This is a genomic window from Nocardioides sp. YIM 152315, assembly GCF_029210375.1.
In the GTDB taxonomy this organism is placed as follows: domain Bacteria; phylum Actinomycetota; class Actinomycetes; order Propionibacteriales; family Nocardioidaceae; genus Nocardioides.
Window position 1 is genome coordinate 1 of the sequence record NZ_JARGER010000010.1, and the last position, 13,833, is coordinate 13,833.

Below are 13,833 nucleotides of genomic sequence, written 5' to 3' on the forward strand. Positions count from 1 at the left end.
GCGGGTCGCGATGCTCCTCCGCGACCACGGCTGCACCGCCGAGGGCTGCGACCACACCACCGGCCTCCACGCCCACCACCGCACCCGCTGGAGCGACGGAGGAACCACCAGCCTCGACAACGCGGTGTCCCCTGTGCCACTGGCACCACAACCGCGCCCACGATTCGAGCTACGACACGACCTACCTGCCCACCGGGAAGGTCCAGTTCCACCGTCGCATGTGAGGCGGTGAGAGCCCCATGCCCTTCCTCAATGATCGCCTCCGTGCCGTGTCAGCGGTGAACGGTGCGGGGTTGGCGCGGCAGCCCGAGGATCCGCTCTCCGGCGACGTTCCGGAGGATCTGGGTCGTGCCGCCCGCGATCGACAGGCACCGGGTGTTGAGCATCTCCCAGACGTCGCGGCGTACCTCGTCCGACGCGTCGAGCAGCACGTCGTCGCCGTGCAGGGAGACGACCAGCTCGGCGCCGTCCTGCCGGTTGCGTACGCCGAGCAGCTTGGCCACGCTCGACTCCGGGCCGGGTCCCCGGCCGGCGAGGGAGCGCAGAGTGGCCCGGACGCCGAGCAGCGAGCAGACCGTCGACGACGCGATCGAGTGGCCGACCGCCACCTGCTGGGCGGGCGTGACGCCGGCGGTGGCGAGCTCGACCGCGCGCTCGGTGCTCGTCGACAGTCGACTGCCGGCCATCGCGACCCGCTCGTTGGCCAGCGTCGTGCGGGCCAGTCGCCAGCCGTCGTCGACGTCGCCCACGACCATCTCGTCGGGCACGAACACGTCGTCGAGGAACACCTCGTTGAAGAGCGCCTTGCCGGTGATCTCGCGCAGCGGGCGCACGTCGATGCCGGGACTGTTCCGCATGTCGACCAGGAAGTAGCTGATGCCCCGGTGCTTGGGCGCGTCCGGATCGGTGCGCGCCAGGCAGATGCCCCAGTCGGCGCGCTCCGCGACCGAGTTCCAGACCTTCTGCCCCGACAGCCGCCAGCCGCCGTCGACCCGGGACGCGCGGGTTCGCAACGACGCCAGGTCGGAGCCGGCGCCCGGCTCGGAGAACAGCTGGCACCACACCAGATCCCCCAGCAGCGAGGGCTTCACGAACCGCTCGCGCTGCGCGTCGGTGCCGTGCTCGAGGATCGTGGGCAGCGCCCAGGCGGCGATCACGAGGTCGGGTCGGCTCAGACCGGAGCGCGCGAGCTCCTGGTCGATGACGATCTGGGTGACCGCGTCGGCGCCGAGCCCGTACGGCGCCGGCCAGTGGGGCGTGAGGTAGCCGGTCTCGACGTACGCCGCTCGGCGCTGCTCCTCGGGCAGCTGCGCGATCCGCTCGACGGTCGCCCGAACGTCGTCGCGGATCGGCCCGTCCCGGCCCTCGAGGTCGAGGTGCACGCGACGACGTACGCCGTCGACCGCCGCCGCGGTGAGCCGCTCGGCGGCCGCGTCGCCGTCGCCGACCAGCGCCCGCAGCGCGAGCGCCCGGCGCAGGTAGAGGTGGGCGTCGTGCTCGAAGGTGAAGCCGATCCCGCCGAGCACCTGGATGCACGCCTTCGCGACCTCGACCGCCCCGTCGAAGCAGGTCGCGTGCGCCACGGCGGCGGCGAACTCCCACTGGTCCTCGTCGCGGGCGTCCGCGGCCGAGGCCGCGTCCCACGCGGCCGCCGTCACCGCCTCCGCCGTCTCGAGCATCTCCGCGCACAGATGCTTGACGGCCTGGAACGCACCGATCCTCTGCCCGAACTGCTCGCGTACCTTCGCGTACTCGACCGCGGTCGACAGGCACCATCGTGCTACGCCGGCAGCCTCGGCGGCGGCCAGGGTGATCGCCGTACGTCGGACCCGCTCGTCCGCCTCGACCGCGCGCGGCTCGACGACACGGCCGTGCCGCGCGCCGAGATCCAGCCCCGCCTCGGGCCGCACCTCGCCCACGAAGAAGCTCCCGTCGGGCCCGAGGACCTCGTCGGCCGTGCCGCCGTCCCACACCGCGCCGCCCGGCCGGACCTGCACGCCGTAGCGGCCGGGCCGTCCGGTCAGCGTCGAGCCGATGGCCGCGCCGAGCAATCCACCCGGCACCAGCTCGTGCGCACAGGCCTCGAGCGCGACCGCCTGGTCGAGCACGGTGCCACCCCCACCACCGGCGGACTCGGGCGCCGCGATCGCGTGGACGTCCATGTCCCGGACGGCCTGCCAGACCCGGCCGAACCGCTCGCCGACGTCGCCCTCGGCCGCACGAGCGAGCTCGCGGCCCTTCAGGTCGGCGGCCCACTTGCGCAGGCTTGCGGCCAGCTCGAGGTGCTCGTCGGAGATGCCGATGGACATGTACCCCTCCAGGCGAGTGGTCTCGAGGCGGGCGCAGCACGCCCGCCTCGGCCACCGAGAAACTAGAACGTGTTCCAATCCTACTAGAGTTCTCGCCGTGAGCACCGACTGGATCGACCACGCCGTGGCCGCCAAGGGCTTCATGCCCGAGGACGAGGGGATGCTGCTGCACCGCTACGCGCTCGACCGGCTGCCCCACGGGCCGGTGCTCGAGGTCGGGACGTACTGCGGCAAGTCCGCGATCTACCTCGGTGCCGCGGCGCGCGAGGTGGGCGGGCCCCAGGCGGTCGTGTTCACCGTCGACCACCACCGTGGGTCGGAGGAGAACCAGGCGGGCTGGGAGCACCACGACGCGTCGCTGGTCGACGCCGAGTTCGGGCTGATGGACACGCTGCCGGTGTTCCGCAGGACCATCGCCCGCGCCGGGCTCGAGGACCGGGTCGTCGCCGTGATCGGCAGGAGCACCACGGTGAGCGCGCACTGGCGCACTCCCCTGTCGCTGCTGTTCATCGACGGCGGGCACGCCGAGGTGCACGCGCAGAACGACTACACCGGCTGGGCGCACTGGCTCGTGCGCGACGGGCTGCTCGTCATCCACGACGTGTTCCCCGACCCGTCCGACGGCGGGCAGCCGCCGTACCACGTCTTCCTCCGCGCGCTGGAGGGCGGCGCCTTCACCGAGGTGGAGGCACTGGGCTCGATGCGGGTGCTGCGGCGGACGTCCGGGGACGCCGGCGACCTACTGGACTGAGACGGAGTCGGCCGAGGGGCAGCCGCACTCGAGCGCGAGCTCGGCGAAGTGCGGCGCCAGCGAGGTGCCCCGCATGATCCCCGACCCTGCCGTGCTGTGCCCCGCGACCTCGCCGAGGGCGTCGACCGCGAGGATCACCGCGGCCGCGGTGTACGTCGTGTGCTCCACGGGCCAGTGCACGTTGCGCGGCTCGCCGGTCTCGGGGTCGGCCTCGCCCTCGCCGTAGACCCAGCCGGTCCAGTAGCGCCCGTCGTCCTCCCGCAGGTGCTGCACGTCCGCGAGCAGTGCCAGGGCGCGACGGTGGTCGCCGAGCAGGTCGAGCGCCATCGCGAGCTCGCAGGTCTCGGCGCCGGTGACCCAGGGGTTGGTGTCCACGCAGTGGATCCCGAGCCCCGGCACGACGAAGTCGTCCCACCGGCGGTCGAGCAGCTCGAACGCGTCGCGACCGCGCACCGCCCCGCCCAGCACCGGGTAGTACCAGTCCATCGAGTAGGTCGACTTGTCCTCGAACAGGTCGCGGTGCTCGCGCACGGCGTGGCCCAGCCGGCCGCCGGCGAGCTCCCACTCGGGCTGCGGGTCGTCGAGCAGGTCCGCGAGCGCGACGCCCGCGCGCAGCGACTGGTAGATGCTCGAGCAGCCCGTGAGCAGGCAGTAGTCCTCGGTCGGCGTGTAGTTGATGCCGCCCCACGCCACCTGCTGGGAGACCACCCAGTCGAGCGCGGCGCGCACCGTCGGCCAGTAGTGCCGGACGAAGCCGATGTCGCGACGGACCAGCCAGTGGTGCCAGACGCCGACCGCGAGGTACGCCGTCATGTTGACGTCGCCGCGGTCGTCCTCGGGCACGCCGTTCACGATCTTCATCGGGAACGAGCCCTCGGCGTGCTGGAGCGCCGGCATCCACGCGTAGGCGCGCTCCGCGGCCTCGACCTCGCCGCCGACGAGCATCGCCATGGCGGCCTCGACGTGGTTCCACATGTCGACGTGCTCGCCGACCGTCCACGGCACCGCGCCCCAGGGCTCCTGCATGGCCACGATGGAAGCCGCGGTCGCCGCCACCTGCTCGGCGGAGAGGATGCCCTCGACGTACGGAAGCTGCGCGAGCGGGTCCCTCATGAAAGCGCTTCGGGCTTGCGGAAGTAGAGCACCATGCTCTTGCCGATGAGCGGGTCGAGCACCCTGGCGGCGACCCGGAGCGTCGTGGGCTGCTTCATGATCTCCCACACCAGCAGCTTGTGGTACGCCTTCGCGAGCGGATGGTCGTCGTTCTCCACCCCGACGGCGCACTTGATCCACCAGTAGGGCGCGTGCAGGCCGTGGGCGTAGTCCTTGCCCTCGAAGACCATCGCGTCGCCCGGCGTGCCGTCGTTGAACCGCCCGGCCTTGGTCACCTTGTCGACCAGCTCCAGGTCTGTGTAGATCCGGATGTGGCCGCCTGCGGCGTTGTGGTAGGGGTGAGAGAGTCGCCAGTTGATCACCTCGGGGAGCCAGCGCGGCACCGTGATCGCCATCGTGCCGCCCGGCCGCAGCACCCGGACCAGCTCCTTGATCGCGTCGACGTCGGCGTGGATGTGCTCGAGCACCTCGGCCGCCACGATCCGGTCGAACTCACCGTCCGCGAAGGGCAGCTCGAGCGCGTCGCCCTGCTTGATGTCCGCGTTCGCACCCTCGGGGACCTCGCCCTGCTCCTTCATGGCGCCGAAGATCTCCAGCACCCCGGCCAGCTCGTCGGCGTCCATGTCGAAGGCGACCACGTCGGCGCCGCGTCGGTACATCTCGAACGCATGCCGACCGCCACCGCAGCCCATGTCGAGCACGCGGTCGCCCGGGAGCAGCCCGAGCCGGTCGAAGTCAACGGTGAGCACTGCTGTCCTCTCGGTAGTCCTCGATCACTTCCTCGTACGCCGCGGCGACCTTCTGGGCCACGGCACGCCAGCTGAACATCTCCTCGACCCGGCGACGACCGGCGGCGCCGTACCGCTCCCGTCGCTCGTGGTCGTCGAGCAGCGCGGCGATGGCGTGCTCGAGCTCGCCGACGTCGCCGGGCGTGACGAGGTCGGCGCAGAGCCCGTCGGGGCCGACGACCTCGGGGATCGCGCCCGCGTCGGAGACGACCAGCGCGGTGCCGCAGGCCATCAGCTCCGCGGTCGGGAGCGAGAACCCCTCGTAGAGCGACGGCACGCACGCCACCTCGGCCGACCCCATCAGCTCGACGAGCTCGGCGTCGCTGACACCGTGCACGAAGCGTACGGAGTCGCCGATCGAGAGCTTGTCGATGAGCCGCTCCGTGCGGCCGCCGGGCTTCGGCTTCGTGACCAGGAAGAGCTCCACGTCGCGCTCGGTACGCAGCTTGGCGAACGCCTCGAGCAGCGTGGCGATGCCCTTCATCGGGGCGTCGGCGCTGGCCATCGCCATGATCCGGCCCGGCACCCGGGGCTTGGTCGGCGGCACGAAGACGTCGTCGACGCCGAGCAGGATCACCTGCATCCGCGCGGGGTCGACGCCGAAGTCACGGGCGATGTCGCGCCGGGAGGTCTCGGAGGGCGTGAGGACCTTGCGCGCCCGCCGCGCCACCCGCGCCTGCATCCTCACGAAGCCGTACCAGCGGGAGAGCGTGAGCTTGCGCCACGGGTTCCTGGTCGACCTGATGTCGATGCGCCGGTCGTAGCTGATCGGGTGGTGCAGGGTGGTGATCAGCGGCAGCCCGAGCTTCTCGATCTCCAGCATGCCGTAGCCGAGCACCTGGTTGTCGTGGACGATGTCGAAGTCGTCGACGCGGTCGCGGAGCGCGCGTACGGCGCGCAGGCTGAACGTCTTGGGCTCGGGGAAGCCCGCCACGCACATCGTGGCGAACTCCTCGACGTCGATGCGGTCGCGGAACTCCTTGAGCCTCGGCACCCGGAAGGGGTCCGGCTCGCGGTAGAGGTCGAGGCTCGGCAGCCTCGTCAGCGTCACGCCCGGGTCGAGCTCGGGGTAGGGCTGCCCGGAGAACACCTCGACCGAGTGACCGAGATTGGTCAGCTCGCGACTCAGATGGCGGATGTAGATGCCCTGGCCTCCGCAGTGCGGCTTGCTCCGATAGGACAGCAACGCGACTCGCATCCGCATCCTCTTTCCCTTGCCTGCTCCCGCCGGCGATCCCGGGGGCTTCTAGTGGGCCGGATGCGATGACACGCCGAGCCAGCCAAAGTGGAACGTGTTCCTATTTTAGACCATGGATTGCTAGCCTAGACCGGCAAGTGTGGCGTTGGTACCGACGGGTAGCTCCGGAGTCCTCCTAGACTCAGTGGGTTCCGACACCGCCGCATCCAGGAGACATGGGGGACCGTGTGAGCACCGCCAACTCGCTGGCAGTGGATGATCTCGGCTCGGCCGCGCAGCGCGACCGACGCAAGCGCATCCTCGACGCCACGATCCAGCTCGCGTCCCAGGGCGGCTTCGACGCCGTCCAGATGCGCGCGGTCGCCGACCGGGCCGACGTGGCCCTCGGCACGCTCTACCGCTACTTCCCCTCCAAGATCCACCTGCTGGTCTCCGCGCTGCAGCGCGAGTTCGAGCGCACCGAGGCGGCGACGCGGGACCGGCCGGTCGAGGGCGAGACGACCGCCGACCGGGTGATCAGCGTCCTCAAGGGCACCACGCGAGGCATGCAGAGCGACCCGCAGCTGACCGAGGCGCTCACCCGCGCGTTCATGTTCGCCGACGCCTCCGTCGCGGCCGAGATCCACCAGGTCGGCATGCTGCTCACCTCGATGCTGACCCGCGCCATGTACCCCGAGGGCCACGACGAGCTCACCGAGGAGGACGTCGCCATCGCCCGCGTCATCGGCGACGTCTGGCTCTCCGCGCTGGTGGGCTGGGTCACCGGCCGCACCTCCGCCGCCGAGACCGGGCAGCAGATCGAGGTCGCGGTCAAGCTGCTGCTGCGCGACTGACCGGGCCTGCGCCCGGGGCCCGTCAGGGCGTCGCGGTCGGCGGCGTCATGGGCGGGTCCACCGCGATCCGGGCCGAGGCGAAGGCGTGGGTCGACGTCCGCGGCAGGCGCACGACGTAGCGGGTCGTCCGGACCGGCGACGGCACGTCGAAGCGAGCGTGCCCGGAGCCGTCGAGAGCGGCCCGCGCCTGCTGGACCAGCGCGCCGTCGCGGCGGACCAGCAGCACCACCGAGTCGCCCGCACGGGCGCCCGACGCGGCGACGTCCAGGGTCGTCACCGCGCCGGACGCCTGCGCCGACAGGACCAGCGTCGGCTGCACCTCGATCCGCCAGGCCGTGCTGCGCACTCCGCCGGCGCGTAGCCGGACGGCGGTGCTCTGCTGCAGCGGGCCCGTCGTGACCGAGACCGAGCCGTCGGCCGCCGTGCGAGCCACGGCGATGCGGTGCCACCCGCTGGTCCCCCGGCCCTGGAGCACCACCGCGACGTCGGGGACCGGAGCGCCGTCGGCGGCGGCGACCCCGCCGGTGACGACGGCGGTGCCCCCCGGCGCCACCCGCTGGCCGGCACCCGCGGAGACGATGTCGACCGAGGCCGGCGTGACGACCGGCGGCGTGGGGGTCGGGGTGGGCGTCGGAGTCGTGGTGGGCGTCGGGGTGGGCGTCGGGGTGGGCGTGGGGGTCGGGGTGGGCGTCGGAGTCGTGGTCGGCGACGCAGTCGGGTCGGTCGGCGACGCCGTGGGCGACCCGGAGGGCGTGGCGGTCGGCGACGTCTGGTCGGTCGGGGACGTGCTGTCGCTCGGGTCCGCGGACGGCGACGCGTCGTCGGTGGGCGAGGCCGAGCCCGACGGCAGCTGCGACGGCGAGACCGACGGCTGGGACTCCGGCGACGACGACGGCCCGGGCGCGGCGGACGCGTCGGGCGGGGTCGGCTCCGGGGTGGACCGCGCCTGGGGCGCCTGCACGCGCCGCTGGGACTCCGCCGGCGGGACGCCGATCGGGGCCAGCACCGAGTGGAACACGCTCTGGACGGGGTCCGGCAGGCTGCTCGCGTACGCCGCGGCGACGCCGGCGCTCGCCACCGCGAAGACCACGGCCAGCGAGGAGCCCGCGCCGAGGCGGCGCACCACCGCGCGACGGGCACCACCGGACGAGGCCGCGGCCACGGGCGGCACGGCGTGCTCCGAACGGGCGGCGCGGAACATGTCGACGTACCGCGCCTCCTCGGAGAGCTCGGCGGGCGAACCGGGCGCGCGCAGCGCGCGCTCCAGCGGCGTCTCGTCGTTCGTCTCGCCACTCATCGCGCTTCGCCTCCTTCCGGTTCGTGCCCGGCGGTCCGGGACAGGGTCTTCAGTGCTCGATGGACGCCTACTCGTACGGCGCCCGGTCTCTTGTCGACCAGCCTCGCCACGTCTGCGACGTCGAGGCCGGCCACGACCCGCAGCATCACCATCTCGGCCTGCGCGGGCGGCAGCGTGGCCACCAGCCGGAGGGCCGCCGCGGTGGCGTCGTTCTCGACCGCGTCGTCCTCGGCGCTCGGGGCCGTCGACTCCCGGCCGACCGCCTCGCCGGGATCGGCGACCGGCACGACGCTGAGCCCCCGAGAACGGGCCCGCCCCTGGTCGATCGCCCGGTGCCGCGCGATCGTGAACAGCCAGGCGCGGAACTCCGCCATCCCACCCTCGAACGCCGCGAGCCCCTTCACCACGTGCATCCAGGTCTCGGCGGCGAGGTCCTCGGCCCCGTCGTCGCCGCGCACACGCAGGTAGCGGATCAGCCGGGGGTGCAGGTCCCGCCACAGCGCCGCGAACCCCACCTCGTCGCCGGCCCGCGCGGCCACCAGGGCGTGCTCGAGGTCGGACATCGGCTCGTCGCGGTCCCGGAACTCGTCGAGCTCCACGACCTGCGCCGTCGGGCGGGCGCGGGACGGCGTCGTCCCGTGTCCGCGCGGCAGGCGCCGATCGTCGCTCGCGTCCAGCTCAGCTCCCAGGGTTGTCACCGGTCGGCCTCATCCGGTCCGCGCCGCCCCGCCGGGGGCGACGACGCGCACGCCGGCGTACGACCGACGGTAACCGGTGTCCGGTGCCCGCACCTGCACCTCGACGGCGCGGCTGCGTCCAGACGGAAGGCCGGCCGCCGGCACGACCCGCAGCCGGTAGCGGGTGGTGCCCTCCGGGGTGACCGTGAACGACACGGTGCCGTCGGCGGCACTCACGGAGGTGTCCGCGACCTGCCAACGCGTGCTCGGCTGCGTGCGCTCCCTCAGCTCGACGGTCGCCCCCGCGACCGGGCTCTCGCCGTGGACCACGCTGCCCGCGACCAGCGTGCTCTCCCCGGGCTGGACCTGCGGCGGCTCGGCGATGATCGTCACCGTCGGTCGGACGTCGACGTCGACGATCGCGCTGGTCGTGGGGCGGAACGTCGCGGAGCCGGCGTACCCGAGCTGGTAGGTCGTCTGCACTCGCGGCCGGACGCCGAAGCGGATCCGGCCCTCGCGACCGGTGCGCTTGCTGGTGACGAACTGCCACTCCGGCTCGGTCGCGGTGCGGGAGAGCAGCACGACGGACTTCCCCGGCAGCACGGTGTGCGACGCGCGGAGCGTGCCGCGCAGCACCGCGCGTCGGCCGGCACCGACGACGCCCTTGACGGCGCGGGCCGAGAGGGTCGTCGCGTGCCGCCGCTGCGGGCGCTCCGAGGTGCGCACGCGCAGCGTCGCCACGCCGCTGAGCCGCGGCTGGGCGTCCGTGTCGCCGGCGTAGGCCCAGCGGTAGCGCGTGGTCACCTCGGGCCGCACCACCAGGCGGACGTTGCCCCTGCTGCCGGCGAGGGCGGTCCCGACGGGCGTGAACGTCGCCTCGCCCCTCGCGCGCGCCTCGAGGGCGAGCTCGCGTCCCTCGGCCGGCAGTCCCTCCACCTGCAGGTTGCCGACGACCGCCCCGGTCCGGCCCGGCGCGACGGACGGCTGCACGGTCCTGATCGAGATCGAGGTGGCGGCCGGGGCCGCGGTCGGCGCTGCTGTCGACGCCCCTGCCGACGCACCGGTCACGGCTCCGGCCGCCCCTGACCCGACGAGCGAGGAGGCGACGAGCGCGGTGACGACGACGCCCCTCCGCACGCGGGAGCGGGTGGACGCGCGGAACGACCCGCGTGCTCCGGTCATGTCCTGCCTCCTCGGTCGTCCGTCGCGTCTCACCACCAAGAGCGTCCGAGAGCTCGATCGCGTTACACCCCGCCGCCGGGCACGGCCCCTCGACCGGTGCGGCGCCGACCTGAGGACGAACACCGGAGGTTCACGTGCCGGGCCACCAGCCGTCGACCGGGCCCGACGCGGGGTTCACGCGCCGTCAGAAATATCGGACGGCGGGCGCCGCGAAGGCCCCACTCGCCCTCGACAGAAGGAGAAGTCGTGAGATCACGACCTGTGCCGCGACTGGTAGCCCTTGCCCTGCGAGCGTCGTCCAGCGCGTGCTCTCGCAAGGCGCCGGAGCGAAGTCATACCGAACCGTCTTCCGAGCGACGGCAACGCAGCGAGAGTGCGTGATGGGCGGCGCGCAGCGGGCGAAGGCTGCCGGTCGCGGCGCAGGCCCGGGACGGCTGTGGCCACGCGCCGCGGCCGTCAGCCTGGGACTGGCGCTGATGGGCGCCGGACTGCTTGCCACCCCCGCCCCGGCCGTCCAGGCCGCGGTCCGGACCGCCGCCCCGGCTCCGCCGGAGGCGGACGTCCTGGCCGTCGACTTCGCCGCCGGCGTGCCCACCGAGCACGTCTCCGGCATGGAGCCGACGACGTGGGGCGCGCCGACGTACGGCCACGACGCCGACCTCGACGTCGACACGATGACGGTGGACGGGAGCGACGACGCCGTCTCGTTCGCCGGCTTCGCCGACGAGTGGCCCCGGCTCGCCGACGGGTTCACCGTCGAGTGCGTCTTCCGCGTCGACCGCGCGATGCCGGTGGAGAAGGAGATGGATTTCTGCTCCGACAAGGAGGCCGGGGGCGTCTCCCTCTACGTCTCCGAGCATCGCCGCGCTCGGGGAGGTCTGCAACGCGCAGGTCGACCTGGTCTCCACCGTGCCGGCGCAGGGCGCCTCCCTGACGTCGCCGGTCGAGTTCGAGACCGAGGTCCGGCACCGGGCGAGCGCGACCGGCTGGCGGTACGAGCTCGACGGCGAGCCGATCCAGCCCGGCCAGCGCGTCGGCGCCGGCCTCGCCGCCGGGTCCCACGAGATCGCCATCAGCGCGACCGACGTCTTCGGCAAGGCACTGAGCTGGCGGGTCGGGTTCACGTCCGCGAGCATCCCCGTGGGTGACGGCACCTCGACCGAGCAGGGCGACGGCTGGGTCACCCTGTCGACGATCGCTCGCGCCGCGGGCGGCGGCGAGGGCGGTGACGTCCCTCTGACGCCCGAGACGGCGTGCTGTACCATTTGGTACATGAACCGGCTGATGGAGACCCGCAGGCATGTCGATGCGCCGCCCTCGGCGGTGTGGGAGGTGCTCGTCGACGTCGCTCGCTGGCCCGACTGGACTCCGACCGTCCGATCCGTCGAGCGGCTCGACGACGGACCGCTTCGCGTCGGATGGCGGGCCAAGGTGCGCCAGCCCAGGTTGCCGCAGGCGCTCTGGCAGGTGACCGAGGTCGTCGACGGCCGCAGCTTCACCTGGGAGGCGACGGGGCCAGGACTGAGGACGATCGCCCGCCACGTGGTGGTCCCCGACGGCGGCGGCTCGACGGTCACTCTCAGCATCGAGCAGCTGGGTCCGGTCGGCGCCGTCGCCGCCCTGGCGTGGCGGCGGCTCACCCAGCGCTACATCGAGCTGGAGGCGCAGGGTCTGGAGAAGCGTGTCACCGGCACGCCCGCCGAGTGACCCGCCGTCCACAGGCAGCTCGAGCACGTCGTCGCGCGACCGTCTGCTCGATGCCGTGATCGACCACCTCGGTCGCCATGGCATCGGCGACACGAGCCTGCGCGGGATCGCCGATGCGGTCGGCAGCAGCCACCGGATGTTGATCTACCACTTCGGGTCACGCGAGGGCCTGTTGACCGAGGTGACGCGCGAGGTCGAGGCGCGCCAGCGCGCGGCCATGAGGGCGACGTACGACGCGGAACTGCCGCTGCGCGAGGCCGCCGTCGGCTATTGGGAGGACACCGTCGAGGCGACGCTGCGCTACGGCCCGCTCTTCTTCGAGCTCACCGCGCACGCCATGCAGGGCAAGGAGCACGCCGCGGCCCTGCGCGAGGAGCTGATCGCCGCCTGGCTGCCCTCGGTCACCGAGCTCTGCCGGGGGCTGGGCATCCCGGAGGCACAGGCCACGACCCATGCCCGACTGGCCCTCGGGGCGGCACGAGGGCTGCTCCTCGACCTGCTCGTCAGCGGTGATCGTGAGCAGGTCGCGCAGGCCGCCGACCTGCTCACCCGGCTGCTGATGCTCTCCGCGGACGCGGGTGGAGCCGCCGCGGACGAGCGAACCGGCACGACGACCGACAAGACGAGAGGTGGCACCACATGATCGAGCCGCGGCTGGAGCTCGCCGCTCCCGTGCCGACGCACTGGGAGCGGTACGACCCGACGTTCGCGAAGGTGGACGGCGACGAGTGGATGGAGCGCATCTTCACCGCCGGCCGCTGGCTGGAGGGACCCACCTACGTCCCCGCCTGGCGCTCGCTGGTCTTCAGCGACATCCCCAACGACCGGGTGCTGCGGTGGGACGAGACCACGGGCAGGGTCGGGATCTTCCGCGCGCCGGCGGGATTCGCCAACGGCCACACGCTGGACCGGACCGGGCGGCTGATCACGTGCGAGCAGGGGAACCGTCGAGTCGTGCGCACCGAAGCCGACGGAGCCCTGACCGTGCTCGCCGAGCGGCACGACGGGAAGCGGCTGAACAGCCCCAACGACGTCGTCGAGCACAGCGACGGCTCGGTGTGGTTCACCGACCCCAGCTACGGCATCGACAGCGACTACGAGGGAGTCCGTGCCGACGCCGAGATCGACGGGTGCCACGTCTACCGGATCGACCCGTCGGGCGCCGTGGAGGTCGTCGCCGACGACTTCGTCCGCCCGAACGGCCTGGCGTTCTCGGCAGACGAGTCGCACCTCTACGTCGCCGACACCCGTGAACGTCACCTGCGCGTGTTCGACGTCGGCCGCTCCGGGCGACTGAGCGGCGGCGGGGTGCTGGCCGAGTGCACAGCCGGCTCGTTCGACGGTCTGCGGCTCGACACCGAGGGTCGGATCTGGGCCGCCACGCACGACGGCGTGCACGTCTTCCACCCTGGCGGGGAGCTGCTCGGCAAGCTGTGCGTGCCGGAAGTCGTGTCGAACGTCTGCTTCGGGGGCCCCAGGCGCAACCACCTCTTCGTCACGGCCACCAGCGCGCTCTACACGCTGCGCCTGAACGTGAACGGCGTGCGGTGACAACGACGTGATCGGCGGACCCGATTGCCGCGGTCGCCGCACCTTCGGCGCCGGCCCGAGCGCATGCCCTGCCTCACGGCACGGTCGTCTACGGCGAGAGCGGCAGCACGCCCGGTACCGCACCCTCGCCGTCGCGACCAAGGACGGCGGACGCGTCCTCGCACTCTCGCTCACCACGACCGGCAACGGCCGACGGCAGCGAGGACGCGCGCCTGCTGGGCATCGCCGGGCGTGGCGTTCGGTGTGCAAGACGCTCGCGGTCGCGGTCAGCTGCGTCGGTGGAACTGGACCTTGCCGGTGGGGAGGTACGTGGTGTCGTAGCTGGGGTCGTGGGCTCGGTTGTGGTGCCGGTGGCAGAGGCTGGCGCCGTTGTCGAGGTTGGTGGTGCCGCCGTCGGTCCAGCGGGTGCGGTGGTGGGCGTGGAGTC

General features: G+C 72.9%; 12 protein-coding genes. 5 read left to right on the forward strand and 7 right to left on the reverse strand.

Annotated elements, in window-relative coordinates:
* Positions 1-272: 272 nt before the first annotated feature.
* A complete protein-coding gene (locus tag PZ894_RS01895) occupies positions 273-2,309 on the reverse strand; it encodes an acyl-CoA dehydrogenase (RefSeq protein WP_275741908.1) in 2,037 nt (678 codons plus the stop codon).
* A gap of 97 nt (positions 2,310-2,406) precedes the next feature.
* On the opposite strand from PZ894_RS01895, the gene PZ894_RS01900 reads away from it, so the two are divergent.
* Positions 2,407-3,060 (forward strand): class I SAM-dependent methyltransferase, encoded by a 654-nt coding sequence (locus tag PZ894_RS01900; RefSeq protein ID WP_275741910.1) that lies wholly within the window; start codon positions 2,407-2,409, stop codon positions 3,058-3,060.
* On the opposite strand, the gene PZ894_RS01905 is transcribed toward PZ894_RS01900, so the two are convergent.
* From PZ894_RS01905 to PZ894_RS01915, 3 genes are read right to left on the reverse strand one after another with little or no spacing between them, the layout of a single operon-like run.
* Positions 3,049-4,173 (reverse strand): prenyltransferase, encoded by a 1,125-nt coding sequence (locus PZ894_RS01905; RefSeq protein WP_275741912.1) that lies wholly within the window; start codon positions 4,171-4,173, stop codon positions 3,049-3,051. The two genes, PZ894_RS01900 and PZ894_RS01905, sit on opposite strands and share 12 nt — an antisense overlap.
* Entirely contained in the window at positions 4,170-4,922 is a 753-nt protein-coding gene (locus tag PZ894_RS01910; RefSeq protein WP_275741914.1) for a class I SAM-dependent methyltransferase, read from the reverse strand. The genes PZ894_RS01905 and PZ894_RS01910 overlap by 4 nt, the downstream gene beginning before the upstream one ends.
* Positions 4,909-6,159, reverse strand: a complete 1,251-nt coding sequence (locus PZ894_RS01915; RefSeq protein ID WP_275741916.1) for a glycosyltransferase family 4 protein — start codon at positions 6,157-6,159, stop codon at positions 4,909-4,911. The genes PZ894_RS01910 and PZ894_RS01915 overlap by 14 nt, the downstream gene beginning before the upstream one ends.
* A gap of 227 nt (positions 6,160-6,386) precedes the next feature.
* On the opposite strand from PZ894_RS01915, the gene PZ894_RS01920 reads away from it, so the two are divergent.
* Positions 6,387-6,992 carry a TetR family transcriptional regulator gene (locus PZ894_RS01920; protein ID WP_275741918.1) on the forward strand — a complete coding sequence of 202 codons (606 nt, stop codon included), beginning with the start codon at positions 6,387-6,389 and terminating at the stop codon, positions 6,990-6,992.
* A gap of 22 nt (positions 6,993-7,014) precedes the next feature.
* Here the strand turns inward: PZ894_RS01920 and PZ894_RS01925 are convergent, their stop codons facing one another.
* Genes PZ894_RS01925 through PZ894_RS01935 form a run of 3 tightly spaced genes read right to left on the reverse strand, consistent with a single transcriptional unit; the run spans position 7,015 to position 10,148 of the window.
* Positions 7,015-8,289 carry a hypothetical protein gene (locus PZ894_RS01925; RefSeq protein ID WP_275741920.1) on the reverse strand — a complete coding sequence of 425 codons (1,275 nt, stop codon included), beginning with the start codon at positions 8,287-8,289 and terminating at the stop codon, positions 7,015-7,017.
* Positions 8,286-8,987 carry a sigma-70 family RNA polymerase sigma factor gene (locus PZ894_RS01930; protein WP_275741921.1) on the reverse strand — a complete coding sequence of 234 codons (702 nt, stop codon included), beginning with the start codon at positions 8,985-8,987 and terminating at the stop codon, positions 8,286-8,288. The genes PZ894_RS01925 and PZ894_RS01930 overlap by 4 nt, the downstream gene beginning before the upstream one ends.
* Before the next feature lie 9 nt (positions 8,988-8,996).
* On the reverse strand, positions 8,997-10,148 hold the full coding sequence (locus PZ894_RS01935) for a hypothetical protein (RefSeq protein WP_275741923.1): 1,152 nt from the start codon (positions 10,146-10,148) through the stop codon (positions 8,997-8,999).
* A gap of 909 nt (positions 10,149-11,057) precedes the next feature.
* On the opposite strand from PZ894_RS01935, the gene PZ894_RS01940 reads away from it, so the two are divergent.
* Genes PZ894_RS01940 through PZ894_RS01950 form a run of 3 tightly spaced genes read left to right on the forward strand, consistent with a single transcriptional unit; the run spans position 11,058 to position 13,406 of the window.
* Positions 11,058-11,855, forward strand: a complete 798-nt coding sequence (locus tag PZ894_RS01940; RefSeq protein ID WP_275741924.1) for an SRPBCC family protein — start codon at positions 11,058-11,060, stop codon at positions 11,853-11,855.
* Between the two features lie 55 nt (positions 11,856-11,910).
* The gene (locus PZ894_RS01945; protein WP_275741926.1) at positions 11,911-12,498 is read left to right on the forward strand and encodes a TetR family transcriptional regulator; all 588 of its coding nucleotides are present in this window, start codon (positions 11,911-11,913) and stop codon (positions 12,496-12,498) included.
* Positions 12,495-13,406, forward strand: a complete 912-nt coding sequence (locus PZ894_RS01950) for an SMP-30/gluconolactonase/LRE family protein (RefSeq protein ID WP_275741928.1) — start codon at positions 12,495-12,497, stop codon at positions 13,404-13,406. The genes PZ894_RS01945 and PZ894_RS01950 overlap by 4 nt, the downstream gene beginning before the upstream one ends.
* The last annotated feature ends 427 nt before the right edge of the window (positions 13,407-13,833 follow it).